Raw genomic sequence first — 16,194 nt, 5'->3', positions numbered from 1 at the left:
TGTATACCTATTGTATCCAATTAAAAATACTTTTGTAACCAAATTGTAACGCTTCATTTTTGCTTCTTAGCCTTCATTCATTGAATTTTATTGCACCAATAGAACCAACAAATTTTACTTGCGCAATTACATATCTGAACATAGAATTAATTTAAATTATATTACTCATGAAAACACTATTTGAAATTCACCAACTATTTTTTGTCTTAGCACTTTCCTTATGCTTTTTATCTTGTGAAAAAGAAACAATAGAAGATGATTCGCAAGAGTCTGAACGATCTTTATCAGAGCAAAAATCAGAATCAAAATCCTTGGGGATTATTACAATTAAATGTAATAATGGCAAATATGTTAGCGACAACAACGGCAATGCTATTACTTGTAATAGTTCAACTGTAGGGAATAATGAACGTTTTGAACTTATCAATGTAGGTCCATCAGAAGGATTCGTAGCTATTAAAGGTAATAACGGTAAATATTTAAGTTTAGGAACGGGAGGGAAGTCTTTTTTGCGATTTAATAAAAATAAAATAGATATTTATGAAAGATTTTATATTCCTTTTGAAGCAACAGATGTATATATTCGAAGCCCTGCATCAGGAAATATAGTAAGTTCTGAAAATGGAGAAGGTCCTATGACTTGCAATAAAAACTTATATTTAGATGGACTTGGAGCTTCAGAAATCTTTGAAATTACATTTGTAAAAGACTAAATATTAATTTGTGATGTAGAGAAGGATAAAATTCTTCTCTACATTTACATACATATTTTAATGATAGATACTCTTGAAGCATTAAGTATGATCAGACCATATCAATGCTGCAGCCCCAGAGATTGCAGCACTTTTTCCAACCATTCCCGAAGGTAGGAGTTTTACTTTCCCTTTGTAAACTTCTAATAAGTTTTCTTCCATATATTTTTGAGTAGGTTCAAAAATCCATTTCCCACTGCTTGTTAATCCACCCATCAAAAAAAATGCTTCAGGTTGTGTAAATGCGGTAAAATTTGCCAGAGCAAAACCTAATATTTTTCCTGTATATTCAAAAGCTTTAATTGCAATAGGGTCACCCTCTTCTGCGGCTTTAGTGATGTCCTCTCCATGTAAATCTGTATATGCAATATTTCTAAATCTACTTTCGTCCATATATTTACAAAGCATATAGAGAATGGTTCTTTTTAATCCTGTAGCAGAAACATAAGCTTCTAATCCACCACGAACCCCTAGTCCTGTTAGTCTTCCGTCTCCAAGAGTTAGATCAATATGTCCCAGTTCTCCCGCAAATCCATCAAAACCGTCTATAAGTTGACCATTGGCTACAATACCACCACCAAATCCAGTACCAAGAGTTACAACGATAAAATCTTTCATCCCTTTTGCATTGCCAAATAACATTTCTCCCAAAGCAGCAGCACTGGCATCATTCATCATTTTCATGGGGCTTTTAATACGTTCTTTTAATTTTTGTACCAATGGCACACTACCTTTCCATAACAAATTAGGAGCATTTTCTATTGTCCCCCTTCTGCTAGAAGCATTTGGCGCACCAATCCCTACTCCCAATACATTTATTTTTTGAGATGCATGTTGTTTTAACTCCTCTATAGTAGTTGTTATTTTGTTAAGAAAGTCATCTAAGTCAGGATATTCTTTGGTTCTAAAATATGTTTGGGTAACACTATTTCCATCTTGAGTTACAAGCCCTATTTTAGTTTTTGTACCTCCTATATCAATTCCTACTACTATATCCATGCAAGTATAGTTTTTAACTTAATATGTATTTACAAAATTTTTAATATCTCATGATTGTGCTACCTCCAAAATACAACATTATATCAGTAATAAGGAGGAGTAATTTTAAAAAAATGTATGTACCCTTATCAACAAAAAATAGGTAACTACATACTACTATCAAAGATGCCTGATTAATTGTGTCTTAACTATGATTAATATCATTTTATCCTACTGATAATAATATAAACTTTGTTACATGAAAATTCTGATTTATAATGCTTTAATATCCTCTTAAGTAACAAAAAAACATGAATATTATGAATGATATAAAGAAAATTCTGGTTCCCTTTGATGTATCTGCCGCTTCAGAACAGGCACTTAAGTTTGCTCTTGGGTTTATCACCAAAGATGATGCTCCCGAGATTGTTATCGTACATTCTTCTAATGCTATAGAGGATAATACTTTAGTAACAACACTAAAAGAGAAAATATCAGTAATTAAAGATGAATTTCCGTATGTATCCAAATCAAAAGTTGAATTGGTTTTAAGACATGAAGTATTGATAGATACCATTATAAACGAACAGAAAGAATATGGTGTAGATCTTGTTATCATGGGTACAAAAGGGAGTATTGCCAAAGATGAAGGTCACATAACAAATACAGCAGAATTGGTTCTAGAAGCAAATTGCCCGGTATTGGTTGTACCAGAACAAACTAAAGGTTTTGAAGTTCATAAAATTGCTTTGGTATTAGGTAAGGAAGAGATCGATGATCCATCTGTACTCTCAGTATTATTAGAAGTCGCTCGTAGATTTAAGGCCCAGGTTCATGTATTGACAATTGTAAATGAAGATGGTACCTATGGATATTCTGTTGCCGATGAAAAAAACGAAAATACTATTGCTTATTATTTAGAAAAATTCTATTCACATCATACATTTAGAGAAAATCAAGATGTAGAACAAGGTATTTTTGATTATGTAAGAGATCAAAAGATTGATATGGTAGCAATTTTACCTTCTAATCATTCAAAACAACAACAACCATCAGAAGGAAGACTTACAAAATTGTTAACATTACATACCAAAGTACCTCTGTTAACATTGGATTAAAAAAGACAACTCTGATCTTTATTAATGTCAATGTATAAAAAGTAGTATGAATATAGTACTAGTTATTCTGGTCGTAACCATTGTTTTATTCATGTGGGGAAAATTTACTCCAGATGTAGTGGCATTACTATCGATGCTCAGTTTGTTTCTATTTGGGGTTTTGGATGTCACAGAAACGCTGAGCGGTTTTAGTAACCCAACTGTAATTATGGTAGCGTCTCTTTTTATAATTGGAGAGGGGCTCTCGCAAACAGGATGGACAGCTCTTATAGGACAGAAGTTTGTGTACTGGGCAGGAAAAAGTAGTACCAAATTACTAATTCTAGTGACATTGGGGTCAGGGCTATTATCAGGTTTTGTTAGTAACACAGGTACAGTAGCTACTTTGTTACCAGTTACAGTTTCTGCAGCCTGGAACATCGGTACACTACCATCAAAATTACTGATTCCTCTTGCTTTTGGATCAAATACAGGTGGGTTATTAACGCTAACCGGCACACCACCTAATATTATTGCGAACAATGCATTGTTAGAAAAAGGGTTTGAAGGATTCTCATTTTTTGAGTTTTCTCTTATAGGAATTCCTTTGTTGTTAACTTCAATCGTATATTTCAAATATATAGGGTATAAGATATTACCTGCTAATACTACAGAAAACCGTCCTGTAAATATAGACTCAGAAATGCATGACTGGATAGAGAATTACAGTATCGGGAAAAATATCTATAGGTTAAGAATACGTTCTATGTCTCCTTTGATAGATACGTATATTAAGCAATGGCAGTTTGATGAAAAATATAATGTATGTATCATAAGACTGCGTAGAAGACATCCAAATATCCTTAAAGGGATCAAACCTTTTGTAGAGTTTCCGCAACCGGATACTGAGCTACGATATCATGATATTATTACAGTAGAAGGAGAAACAAAAGATGTGGATAAGTTGATCCTTGATTTTCGATTAGGTGTAATCCCTATACGGCCAACTAATGGAGAATTACGTAAAGAATTTATCAATCAAGAAGTAGGTATGGCAGAAATGGTCGTAACCCCCAGATCTATGCTTTTAGGGCATAAAGTACCCATGGGATTGTATTTGGAACAAGCAGGAATACAATTATTAGGAGCTTCTCGTAATAATAAACCACTGATTGATAAAACTGTTAATATTAAGGCAGGCGATGCATTTATCATAAGAGGATCATGGGATCGGATTGAAGGATTAAAGAATGTGCATAAAAACTTAGTAATTTCAGGAAGTCCAGAAGAGATGTCTAAGAATGTTGATAAGCTTACTTATAAGTCTTATATCGCACTTGGTTCGCTATTAATGATGATTGTTTTCTTGATGTTTGATATAATTCCCGGTGCTATTGCAGCTTTAATTAGTGCCGGAGTTATTTTAATTACAAAATGCGTACCTGTTGCAAAAGCTTACAAAGGTATAAGCTGGAGTAGTGTGGTTATGATTGCTGCTATGATTCCTATGGGAGTAGCATTACAAAAAACAGGTATTGCCAAAATAGCGGCAGATGGTTTGGTTGATGGTTTAGGAACAATGCCTCCTGTTATATTACTAGCAGGTATTTTCTTATTAACTACAGGTTTTAGCCAAACCATCAATAACTCTGCAACTGCTGTATTGATGGCACCAATAGCAATTATGGCAGCTACATCTTTGCAGATTTCTCCTCAACCATTTATGATTGCAGTAGCTGTAAGTGCTTCTACAGCTTTTTTAACCCCTGTAGGTACAACTACCAACGCAATGGTGATGTCTTCTGGAGGATATAAATTTATGGATTACCTAAAGGTAGGAGTACCGCTACTTTTATTGTTTTTTATTATAACATTATTGCTTGTGCCTTTAATTTGGCCATTTTAATTTTTTCTGCTTTGACAGAAAAGAACTAATACCTCTAATATTAATGATAAGCTAAAGCATTAAAAAGTAGAAAATAATTTATAAAGGAATAAAATTCTTATCTATGCAAATGATCTAGAATTTCCATGACTTCTATTTTTTTGCGTACTGATACAGGAATATTTTCTCCATTTTTTAGCATCAAATATCCACCATCTGTTTTAATAAATGCGCTAATACATTGTAAGTTAACAAGGTGACTTTGATGTACCCTAAGAAAATGATAGTTCTTGAGCATATCGGCAAAATATTTTAAAGTTTTCGTCACAAATATTTTTTGACCATCTTGAAGATAAAAAATAGTGTTGTTACTATCAGATTCACAACGTATAATATCATCAAGACTTACAATAATGATTTTGTCTAATGTATGTAATGATATTTTATCAGGCTTTTGTTCTGGTGCAGATAGGGTGTTTTTGAGAATGCTAAGTCGTTCTTTATTTGGTTGTATCTGTTCTTTTGCTCTAGCAATAGCCTGTGCAAGTTCTTCGTTAGAATAGGGTTTTAATACATAATCAATAGCAGCAAATTTAAAAGCTCTAATGGCAAATTCATCACTTGCGGTAACAAAGATGATTTTTGATTTTAAGTCAGGAAAAATTTCCAGAATATCAAAACCGGTTCCGTCTCCCAGCATAATATCAAGAAAGAGAATATCCGGTTGTGTATTTCTAAGTGATTTGGCAGCTTCTACTACGCTTTGAGCCGTGTCTACAACTTTTATTTCAGGATGATTTGCTTTTAGGTCACTTTTTAAAAGCTGGAGTGCATCGGGCATGTCTTCTACAATAATCGCGGTGAGCATAGTAATTTTAATAATCGGTTTGTAAAGGTATTTTGAAGGCAATCTCAGTTCCGGCAACACTATTGTCGTTTGCCATGATCTCTTTTATCGTTAACGCATCTTTACCTGAAATAGATTCAAGTCGTTCTCTAGTTACTGTGAGCGCCATAGATTGATGATCTGTTTTTGTTTTTGCCTTTTGTGATTGAAAAATCCCCATGCCGTTATCCAGCACGGTACAATATAAATAATCTTCTGTGGTGTTAAACTTTATAGTCAATTCACCCTCTCTGTTTCCTTTTAGGATACCATGTCGTACTGCATTTTCTACAAACGGTTGAATCAACATAGGTGGGATCAGGATTTCTTCGGGATCAAACTCTGAATCTACATCTATATGATACGTAAATGGTTTGCTGGCCATTAACTGCTCTATTTCTATGTAATGTTTTAACGTTTGCATTTCTTGATCTAAAGTAATATAATCTTTTCGAGAATTATATAAAGTTTCTCGTAATAATGTTGCAAATGTATTAATGGTTGTATTCATCCGAGCCGGATTACGCGTTCCCATTGCTTTTATACCATTTAGAGCATTAAATATAAAATGTGGATTCATCTGTAGGCGTAATGCTTTTTGTTCCAGCGATAGCAAATGGTTTTGCATTTCCAGATGTTTGCGTTCTTCACGATTCTTTCGTTTAACTCTACGAATATATGATAAAGCGTATCCTCCTAATAAAATCAGAATTCCTGCTAATACGGCAACTTGAAACCAGGGTTTCTCGTACATAGGACTATCAATAAAAAAATTGAATGTAATAGGATCACTTTCTTGCCATCTGTAGTTTCGAGATTGTGCTGTAAAAATATGCTCACCAAACGCTAATCCAGCAAGGTTTTGTTTATGATCAGACGACCACGGACTCCATTCAGAATTATTAAGTTTCCAGCGGTACTGTACATCGTCGGGATGATCGAGATCAATTGTTTTATAGTTAAATGATAATTCGGTTTGATTTGGATTCAATTGCAGGACATGATTACTATTCGTCCATGCGCTTAGGCTAATAGTATCAATACTTTGATAATCTACTTCTACTTCTTCAAAATGAATACTTGGTTTTATTGTAGTTTTGGTAGTAGTAGTAGGCTGGTATTTTGTCAATCCATAGATCGCTCCGAACCATAAGTTACCGTTAGGATCTTTAGTTACTGCATTAAGGCATGTTTCTATTCCTAGAAATCCATCATTACGCCCAAAATGAAATACATCTACAATTTCATTAGAAGATGGGTTCATTTCTATCCTGTCTACACCTCTTTCACTACCTACCCATAGATTATCTTTGTCATCAAATATCATTTGATAAATATTATCAGAATAAGGTCTTTTTCTTCCCTTTAGTTTTTTGAAGGATATTTCTTTTTCGGTCAAAGACCACCATATACCTCGTCCTTCTGTACCAATATATAACTTGTCTTTATGAAACAGTAATGTTCTAATTGCTGTTTTTTGATTTAGAATTTTGCCAAGATGCGTGACGAGATCATCTTTTATATAGCCTAAATGTCCATTTTGAGTAGCATACCAAATTGTTCCTTCTACATCTTGTGTGATATAACTTATTTGTAGATCCTTTATACCATTTCTTAGATGAAATTTCTTTAAACGAGCAATACGCTTTTTTTTAGTATTGTACATGAATTTTACAATTCCTGTAGAGTACGAAGCAGCCCAGATAGCTTGCGTATTTTTATCGATCAGTACAGTATTGATCCAATCAGATGGTAATCCTTTATCGCTATCTATAATGTGATTGGTATAAATATCTATTACAATACTATCTTTTTGTACAATAGTATCTTTACCAATAATTTGTAACGTAGTACTATCTGCAATAACGGTATCTATTTGTTTTTTTTGCTTAAATAAAATCCCTTTACCATCTGTGCCGACCCAAATATTACCAGATCGATCACTAGTTATTGATTTAATCTTGATATCAGACAATCGTTCATCTTGTGTGATATGTTTAATGCTTCCGAGAGAGTCTATTTTGATTAATCCGGCTTCAGAATTAGAAGCCCATATCTCATCATCTGTACTGTGCACAGCATATACGCGATTTCCTTTAAGACCATTTGACTGGTCATAATGCATAAAGTTGTTTTGAAAGTATTTGTAAAACCCTCCTCCAGACGTAGCTATCCAGATATTAGATTGTCGATCGAGGATACTTTTTCGGATATGCGATACCGCCAAACCATTACTGCGGTTAATTCTCTTTTTTTGCGAATTTGATTCTGAATCTAGAATTATGATGCCCTCATTATCAGTAGAAAACCATAATTCTTCATTATTGTGCAAAGCAATATTAGTTACGCGAACAGGAGTTCTAACCCAATTATTTCCATATGTTTTTGCATTGGTGTTTAATACTAATACTCCACGATTAAATGCTGCGGCATATACTTTGTCTTCATAAAAAAAAGCGGAAGTGAAATCATAAGCACTATGCCTAACTATGATACTCGCATCTTGTTTAATATCATTTAGTTTCCATAATCCTCTGTTGGTAGCGATCCAATATAATTTTCCATCAAAAACAATATCATTTATAATACTGGTGTTGATTTTTGAATTCAGATTGATTTTAACAAGTCCTCTACTTTTTTTATACTCATATAGACCAATATTTGTTGCTAAGTATGTTTTGTTGTTTAACTGACAAATTTTGTTAATTCTCGGGCCATCAATATTTGTGAACTTGTATTTTGTTTTGATACTTAGTCCACTTTTGGTACCAATAAAAAGACTATCTCTTATAAATGCTAGTGAGTGAATATAATTAGATTGTAAACCATCATTTTCGTTCCAAACCTTAAATTCATCGCCATTAAATCTACATAATCCTCCTCCTTGAGTACCAAGCCATAAATATCCTATTTGATCTTGCACAATATCATAAACCTGAGATTGGGGCAGACCGTCTTCTAGTGTATATGCTCTAAGTTGACTATTTTGAGCCAGAGATGATGTGGTGTATCCTAAGACTAGGAAATAAATACTGTAGAGAAGAGTGTATTTTGAATTCACGAAATAGAGAATCTGGGTTAAGAACAAATATAGTTAAACTGTTTTTTTTACTTGATATTGCTATATGTTTTAAAATATAAAAACCGATCTGTTCTAAAACAGATCGGTATAATAAACAAAAGTTTCCCCCTTTTTTGTTTATCAGATTAAAAAAAATACATTCTTCACTTTTAGTACCCTGTTAAGGCGCTTGAATTCATTTTTGTTTTGTCGACATCTCCATTATTCCATGTGAAACTTTGTTTAAGGTTCACATATTTAATAGTATCATCGATATCTTCTTTATAATAGGTCTGTGTTTCTAGAATATTACCTTTGATTCCATATTCTTGATTAGGAAAAGTATATTGATAATCGGTATCAGAACCCTCACAATATACATTTTTGAGCTCAGGCAAAGCTACAACGGTATTATCTTCTTTAATAAGATAATAATAAGCATCTACATGGGCGCAACAAGCCAAATATTCTACTTCTAGTTTAACTACCTCAGAGATCCCCTCAAGTCCAGGGTTCTCTAAGGTAGTAATAAAAACATCCTCAAAAAGCTCAGTATCCTCGATTGTAAGGGTAGATATAACATTAGTTGCATCACCCGAATTCACTAAATTCAAAACATATGGGGAACGTTCTAAATCTTGGTGAGCGATTTGAGTTGTTACTAAAAACTTATTTGATTTAGCAAAACTTTTTTGTGAGTACAAATATTGAAAGCTTTGAAACACGATAATAATTATAGCAATATTTTTCATAGCAATTTTTATTTTGAGGTTGGCTATTTCATATAAAAGTACATTCAAACTGATGTTTTAAAAATCAGATTTTAGAATTCGTAATGGATGAATTAGAATTCGTTTTTGAATACAAAAACAGCTTGATTTTTATCGAATTAATCTGCATTTTATCTTTTTTTGTAGACTGAAAAATCCCCGATTATAAGCCAAGTATGTCCTATTTGAAATCATAAGATGTCCCATGATAACTAATCAAGAGTATCCGAGATTAAAAAAGAGGCTTAATCAACTATTTTTTGTATCTTCAGCTTTGATTAACGTAATCAAGGGATTGAAACTTGTTTTCCCGATTATGTAGTACTTATCCCTTACATACCCTGTTAAAATAGATTGTTTTTTGTTAAGCTTTTTACAAAAAGGTAGAATGGCTGGTAATTTTTTACGGGCGCATGTGTTTTATAGATATACAAGCCCAACAAGTACTATAGAAACATAAATTAAAACCTAAATATACTTTATAAATGAGGACAATACGTTACAGATCTCGAGGAAGAGAAGTTCGCTACCTAGAAGAAATTTTAAACCAATTAGATTATACTGTTTTTGTCTCTGATTTTTTTGGCAAAGATACAGATCAGACGGTAAAAGATTTTCAACGCAAAAACAATCTGGTAGTAGATGGAATCGTTGGATTAAAAACCTGGTCTAAGCTTATTGAAGCAAAAAATGATCTTACAACGCATAATACCAAGTTATTATCAGAACAAGACGTGATAGACTTTGCAAATTTGTTTGGCCTAGAGTTGGCTATGGTAAAAGCAGTAAATGAGATAGAGAGTAATGGGAGAGGTTTTTTGGTTGATGGAAGACCTAGAATATTATTTGAAGGACACGTATTCTGGAGAGAATTAGATAAAAGAGGGATTGACCCCAAAAAACATGCTAATCAGAGTAATAAGGATGTTTTGTACAAAAAATGGACTAAGGTACATTATAAAGGGGGAGCGGGTGAGTATGATAGATTGGCAAAAGCAGTTGCAATTGCTGATCGGACTGAATTTCATGAAGCAGCTCATACTTCGGCATCATGGGGTTCTTTTCAGATTATGGGATTTCATTATAAATCTCTGGGGTACTCTTCGGTAGATCAATTTGTTTCAAAGATGCATGAGCATGAACGAGAACACCTTGTCGCTTTTGGAAAATTTATAGCCAATACTTCTTTTAGAGGTAAAAAGCTTTTGGATTGGATCAAAGAAAAAAACTGGGCTCGATTCGCAGAAGGATATAACGGTCCCGGATATCGAAAAAATAAATACGATACAAAATTGAGTAAGGCATATCAAAAATATAGTGCGATGTAGAGAGGTATGGATTTGCAGGTTTGGTTTTGCTATTTTTGCTGTATGATAGATAATTTTGAAAATGAATTTTTCGGTATTGGTATTCAAAATGGCAAAACCCCTGAAAATTTAGGAGTACTTTGGCGTTCTGCACAGAATATGGGGGCTAGTTTTATTTTTACAATAGGAAACAGATATGCAAAACAAGCTAGTGATACGCATAATGCTGTAAAATCAATGCCCTATTTTCACTATGATACATTTGATGATTTTTATAGACACCTACCTAAAGGAGCAATGTTGGTAGGAGTAGAACTTACTGATGATGCAGCATCTCTAGAAACTTTTAAACATCCTAAACGTTGTGTATATCTGCTAGGAGCAGAGGATCATGGATTATCACAATTAGCCATAGAAAAATCTCATTTTTTAGTTAAATTTTCTTCGGAGTTAAGTCTAAATGTGGCTGTTGCGGGAAGTATAGTGATGTATGATCGAGGAATTGATAAGCCAAGATTTATTAGGTCACAATAAACCTAACATTTTTTTAATAAACTTTTATTCAATGATTTACTCGATAATCGAGATGTAAATGCTCTGGGGGTTGCTTCAAAGTTCTTTATTTCGTGACTTCCATTTTAGTATCATGAATGTATAGTTTCTATCCTGATTAAAGGTTTTAATGCAAGTCAAATACCATTATCAAGTAGGGGGTACCCCCTTACCAAGAAGGGGTCGAGGCCACGCAAAGGTAGTTCGAGGCCGCACTTTACTTCTTTTTACCCATATTTTATCGCTTCGAAGCCATCGATTGACACTTTTTTTTGATCCTTTGCGGCTTCTAGGGCTTATGTCAAGGGTTATTTTTGATAAAATTAGGGGTTCTGATCCAAAAAGAGGTGGTTCGAACTACCTTTGCGCGGCCTAGAAGCACCTTTCTGATCCTTCGAGCACCTGTATAGGTAGTTCGAAGGATCAAAGTAAGGCTTATAACTACCTTTCTAAGGCCTACAATTACCTTTTTTGGGTGTTGACCACTTTTTTTAATAGATAAATGCTTTGCTTGGATATATATGTAGCTATCACTAATAGATGTATATTGATAGTGATCTTGTTTGTAATGGCTTTTTAGATGAAACAGATAATTTAAAATAGGAAACTCGAATTATTTAATCTGACCATCATGTAGTTAAAATACAGTTTTTGTTATTACATTTATACAACAAGATAATCGTATGTTAGATATTATAGATAGGTTGCTGGCCGGTTTTAGTACTTGGGTATGGGATTGGCCATTGCTTATATTACTTATAGGAGGAGGTGTTTTCTTTTTGGTGTATTCACGATTTACTCCTTTTTTGTATTTCACACATGCTATTAGTGTATTGCGTGGCAAATATGATCAAGATTATGCTCCCGGGCAGCTTAGTCATTTCCAGGCATTATCTTCTGCAATTGCCGCTACTGTTGGTATGGGCAATATCAGTGGGGTAGCAGTTGCAATTGTTTCTGGTGGTCCAGGTGCTGTATTTTGGATGTGGATAAGTGCTATTATTGGTATGGCTACCAAATTTTATACATGCTCTCTTGCAGTGATGTATAGATCAAAAGATAGTGAAGGAACATCATTAAGTGGTCCAATGTATGTAATTACTCGTGGTTTGGGTAGAGAATGGAAACCCTTGGCCGTACTATTCGCATTAGCAGGATTGGTAGGAACACTACCAGCTTTTACAGCAAATCAACTTACTCAAACTCTTGTCGATGTTCTGCATTGGGAAGAAGATAGCAAATGGTTTATTGGTATAGGGTTATCTATTATTGCATCTTTGGTTATTCTGGGAGGGATCAAAAGAATAGGAGTTGTTGCCAGTAGGTTGGTACCTTTTATGGTGATACTATATTTTATAACGGTCATTACAGTCTTAATCATCCAAATAGAAGTATTACCAGAGATGTTTATGCTGATCTTTAAAGATGCTTTTTCGGGTAAAGCCGCTGCAGGAGGAGTATTAGGGTATTTGATCAAAACAGGAATTAAAAGAGCTGCATTTTCTAACGAGGCAGGTATAGGAACAGCTCCTATGATGCATGGTACGGCAAAAACAAATGAACCAATACGAGAAGGGTTGGTCGCTATGATAGGTCCTGCCATAGATACATTATTAATATGTACACTTACTGCCCTTGCGATTTTATCTACAGGAGTTTGGCAAAGTACAGATGATAATGGGATCTCTATTACATTACAAGCTTTTAACGCTGTCTTACCTTATCGATTAGGAGATGCAGTAGTGCTTGTTATGGTATTGGTATTTGCTTTATCTACATTGTTTTCATATTCGTATTATGGTACGACATGTCTTGGTTTTTTAACCAAACCCAAGTATGGAAAATACTATAATTATATTTATATCCTCTCCATAATTATAGCAGCAAGGGTAAAGATTGATATAGCGATAAACCTAATCGACAGTGCATTCGCACTTATGGCTATCCCTACAGTATTTTCTGGGTTGTTGTTGGCTCCAAAAGTTAATGCTAAAGCAAAAATATATTTTGAAAAACTGAAAAGTTGATCTGTATTGATTTAAGGTTTAGCCAATTTGAATAATTCAAATGCATCTGCTTTTGGTTGATAACCAAACTTTTCTATAGATTCGGTTATGTCAAGTCTCTTATATCTATTGTTTGATATAGCATTTAAAATTTCATATTGAATGCCTTCTGTTTCGATGCATCCGGTTAATAATTGGTTACAATCATCCGGATGTAAAAAAGCACTTAAATCCCGAGCATTCATTTCTGTAAAGTCTTTTGGAAATTCATATGCCCCAATCCTCAAGCAAATTACAGAAATGTTTTTTTGATATGCATAATATGGCCCTAACGCTTCCCCAAAACATTTTGAGACACCGTATATATTTTTTGGTCTTAGAGGCATATTTTTATTGATTTGAATGTCTTCTTTATATCCTTCTATAGTCTGGGTGCTACTCGCATAGATGACCCTCTTACAGTTAGCTTGAACCGCAGTTTCAAAAATATTTCTGGTAGCAACAATATTAGCGTTAAGCACTTCATCAAACGTAGCGTTTGGGTTTGCTATTCCTGCCAAATGTATAATAGTATCTATATCATTACATAAACCTATACATGCAGATGCATCTGATAAGTTTACTTTTTGCACCTGAACCTTGTCTGAAAAAGTATGATGATTAACGACCAAATCAGCAACGGTTATGTCGTATTGATCGCTAAAGTTTTTAATAAAGTGTGTTGCTATTTTTCCAAAACCTCCTGTTATTAATATTTTTTTCATTGGGTTGTATTATTTGAAATGCTTTATATGATTGGGATGCAAAAATCAACAGTTGCTTTTTTTTCCGGATGGTTCTTAAAGTCATTATGATAGATTTCAAAAGGATTATTATCTGCTTTTTGATATCCATTCTCGTTCATCCAAATGAATAACCCTGTCCATGATTTTTCAAATTCGTCGAGTCCAATTTCAAAATGGCCCACAATATATTTTCCTGCTTCGATAGTTGTGAGACTTATTTCTTTTTTTACGTCGACCGGTTTATGAAGTAAAATAGAAGCACTCATTCTTACTTTATTTGCTTCTGTAATTTTAAAACTATCATGATAAATAGTAATCATTTTAGTATGTTCATTCATCAAATCTATTGGAGTCGCCCATTGTATTAATTTTTGATAAGCAGATTCTAGATGTTGACATCCGATACTTGATACATAAGCTACATCCATTTTTGGAAGTTTTTTTACTTCGATTTTTGCGTTCATTTTTATCCAGTTTTTTAGATTATTAATGACACAAATGTATTTGTCGTAGGTAAGATATTCTTGGCTATTCTTGCTTTGAAGTTGGCAAATCTTGCTAAATCTATTCGGATTTTGTTTTTTAAACTCTCTAGGGCTTACATTATAATATTTTTTGAATACCCTTGTAAAAGAAGAGTTATCATTGAATCCATATTTGATAGCTATTTCTTGTATACTACTATTTTTATGTAATAAGTCTGATGCAGACTTTTCTACTCTTTGTCTGGTTACGTATTCATTTAGTGTTTCTTGTGTTATAAATTTGAATACTCTATGAAAATGAAAGGGGGAGAAAAATGCAACTTGTGCAACGGTTTGTAATGACAAATCAGCATCAAGATTTTTGTCAATATATTCAAAAACCCGATTCATCCTGTCATTATATTCTTTTTGTATTATGCTATTAGTTGTTATCATTTTTCTAAACCTGATTTTTAAATGTAATGATAAAAATCAAGATAATTGGCTGTTATAAATAACCCTATAGATGTTTTTGCAAATTTTTAATCAAATTTTTATTTTGAGGATGCTATTGCTTCTATTTCGACAAGAGTACTTGGCGAAGCCAGAGAAGTTACTCCTACACCCGTTATAGCAGGTTTTGATGTACCTAAGTAATCTGTTAATAAAGGACCGATTGCATTCAAATGATCATTGAGTTCACCTTTTATATAGATTCGTAATTGTAATAGGTTTTCAATTGATGATTTTGAAGCTTTTAACACTATACTAAGGTTTTTTAGAGCGTTCTTAAATTGTTCTTCTACTGTCTGCGATGTTGTTTCAAGTTGATGATTCCAATCGACTTGACCGGATATAAATACAAGTTTTGAATCAGTTTCAATTACAGATTGTGACATTCCAAATATAGAACCGTCATATAGTTCTTTGGGATTAATTGATGTTTTAGACATGATAATTTTTTTAGATTTTTATTCGTTGGTCCAAATGTCTAAAACCAAAAAGCCTTTTCTTTTTACATTTGTTAAAAAGAAAAAAGTTCTGACCTAATTCTACTTAATTGTACTTGAGTAATCCCAATATATGATGCAATATGACCAAGATTGATCCTATTTAATATGTTAGGGTGTTTTTTGATTAAACTTTGATACCTTTCTTTTGCAGTTTGTATTTGATAAGACCGATTACGTTCATTTTCCTCTAGAAAACATTCTATAGCTAACTTTCTACCTATGGATTCCAGGTCGTGATATTGTTGATATAATTTTTCTAATGCCGAATATCTGATTTTGATCAAATCACAATGTTCTAATAGTTGAATATTGTAATTACTTCTTTTTTTTGAATACATACTTTCCATATCGGCAATGATTTCTCCTTCAAAAAAGAATTGATTTGTAATTTCTTTTCCTTCGCTGTAGTAATAAAGTCTTGCAGCTCCATTTACTATTAAATATATATCTTTTGAAGTACTACCTGCTGTAAGTATAAGTTCATTTGCAGGAAATGAAATATTAACAGAAATATTGTCGATATCAGAAATGACTTCTTTGGAGAGAAAGCCGTATGTAGCAAAAAAATCTGAGAATGTGTTCATCATACTCTAAACTATGAAATTACAAATCAAAGTCGAAAAAATATGCTGTTTTAT

Annotated in this window: 14 protein-coding genes; 6 read left to right on the top strand and 8 right to left on the bottom strand. The window is 33.2% G+C overall.

Going from position 1 to position 16,194, the window contains the following annotated elements:
- Positions 1-167: 167 nt before the first annotated feature.
- On the top strand, positions 168-713 hold the full coding sequence (locus tag FHK87_RS04035; protein ID WP_140590103.1) for a fascin domain-containing protein: 546 nt from the start codon (positions 168-170) through the stop codon (positions 711-713).
- Between the two features lie 81 nt (positions 714-794).
- Here the strand turns inward: FHK87_RS04035 and FHK87_RS04030 are convergent, their stop codons facing one another.
- Positions 795-1,751 carry an ROK family protein gene (locus FHK87_RS04030; RefSeq protein ID WP_140590101.1) on the bottom strand — a complete coding sequence of 319 codons (957 nt, stop codon included), beginning with the start codon at positions 1,749-1,751 and terminating at the stop codon, positions 795-797.
- Between the two features lie 299 nt (positions 1,752-2,050).
- Between FHK87_RS04030 and FHK87_RS04025 the strand changes: the two genes are divergently transcribed.
- A complete protein-coding gene (locus tag FHK87_RS04025) occupies positions 2,051-2,848 on the top strand; it encodes a universal stress protein (protein WP_226294072.1) in 798 nt (265 codons plus the stop codon).
- 46 nt (positions 2,849-2,894) lie between these two features.
- Positions 2,895-4,733: an SLC13 family permease gene (locus tag FHK87_RS04020; protein ID WP_140590096.1), complete on the top strand. Its 1,839-nt coding sequence runs from the start codon at positions 2,895-2,897 to the stop codon at positions 4,731-4,733.
- Between the two features lie 97 nt (positions 4,734-4,830).
- Here FHK87_RS04020 and FHK87_RS04015 read toward each other — a convergent pair whose 3' ends face one another.
- The 3 genes from FHK87_RS04015 to FHK87_RS04005 form a co-directional block, all read right to left on the bottom strand.
- Positions 4,831-5,580, bottom strand: coding sequence for a LytR/AlgR family response regulator transcription factor (locus FHK87_RS04015; RefSeq protein ID WP_140590093.1), 750 nt, complete (start codon positions 5,578-5,580; stop codon positions 4,831-4,833).
- Between the two features lie 7 nt (positions 5,581-5,587).
- A complete protein-coding gene (locus FHK87_RS04010) occupies positions 5,588-8,659 on the bottom strand; it encodes a sensor histidine kinase (RefSeq protein WP_226294071.1) in 3,072 nt (1,023 codons plus the stop codon).
- Positions 8,660-8,829: 170 nt separating this feature from the next.
- Positions 8,830-9,411, bottom strand: coding sequence for a hypothetical protein (locus tag FHK87_RS04005; protein WP_140590087.1), 582 nt, complete (start codon positions 9,409-9,411; stop codon positions 8,830-8,832).
- A gap of 503 nt (positions 9,412-9,914) precedes the next feature.
- Here FHK87_RS04005 and FHK87_RS04000 point away from each other — a divergent pair.
- The 3 genes from FHK87_RS04000 to FHK87_RS03990 all read left to right on the top strand — a co-directional run bounded on the left by FHK87_RS04000 (position 9,915) and on the right by FHK87_RS03990 (position 13,315).
- On the top strand, positions 9,915-10,757 hold the full coding sequence (locus FHK87_RS04000) for an N-acetylmuramidase domain-containing protein (RefSeq protein WP_140590084.1): 843 nt from the start codon (positions 9,915-9,917) through the stop codon (positions 10,755-10,757).
- A 42-nt stretch (positions 10,758-10,799) separates the two neighbouring features.
- Positions 10,800-11,270 carry an RNA methyltransferase gene (locus FHK87_RS03995; protein WP_140590081.1) on the top strand — a complete coding sequence of 157 codons (471 nt, stop codon included), beginning with the start codon at positions 10,800-10,802 and terminating at the stop codon, positions 11,268-11,270.
- Positions 11,271-11,971: 701 nt separating this feature from the next.
- Positions 11,972-13,315 (top strand): alanine/glycine:cation symporter family protein, encoded by a 1,344-nt coding sequence (locus FHK87_RS03990; RefSeq protein ID WP_140590078.1) that lies wholly within the window; start codon positions 11,972-11,974, stop codon positions 13,313-13,315.
- An 11-nt stretch (positions 13,316-13,326) separates the two neighbouring features.
- Here FHK87_RS03990 and FHK87_RS03985 read toward each other — a convergent pair whose 3' ends face one another.
- The 4 genes from FHK87_RS03985 to FHK87_RS03970 form a co-directional block, all read right to left on the bottom strand.
- The gene (locus FHK87_RS03985) at positions 13,327-14,058 is read right to left on the bottom strand and encodes an NAD-dependent epimerase/dehydratase family protein (protein ID WP_140590073.1); all 732 of its coding nucleotides are present in this window, start codon (positions 14,056-14,058) and stop codon (positions 13,327-13,329) included.
- A gap of 23 nt (positions 14,059-14,081) precedes the next feature.
- Positions 14,082-14,999 (bottom strand): AraC family transcriptional regulator, encoded by a 918-nt coding sequence (locus FHK87_RS03980; RefSeq protein ID WP_140590068.1) that lies wholly within the window; start codon positions 14,997-14,999, stop codon positions 14,082-14,084.
- Between the two features lie 98 nt (positions 15,000-15,097).
- Entirely contained in the window at positions 15,098-15,496 is a 399-nt protein-coding gene (locus FHK87_RS03975; RefSeq protein WP_140590065.1) for a RidA family protein, read from the bottom strand.
- 71 nt (positions 15,497-15,567) lie between these two features.
- Entirely contained in the window at positions 15,568-16,143 is a 576-nt protein-coding gene (locus tag FHK87_RS03970) for a Crp/Fnr family transcriptional regulator (RefSeq protein WP_140590062.1), read from the bottom strand.
- Between the last annotated feature and the right edge of the window lie 51 nt (positions 16,144-16,194).

Source organism: Aquimarina algicola, assembly GCF_006443095.1.
GTDB lineage: Bacteria > Bacteroidota > Bacteroidia > Flavobacteriales > Flavobacteriaceae > Aquimarina > Aquimarina algicola.
The sequence above is the reverse complement of the archived record's forward strand: the minus strand, read 5'-3'. Positions and strand labels throughout refer to the sequence as shown.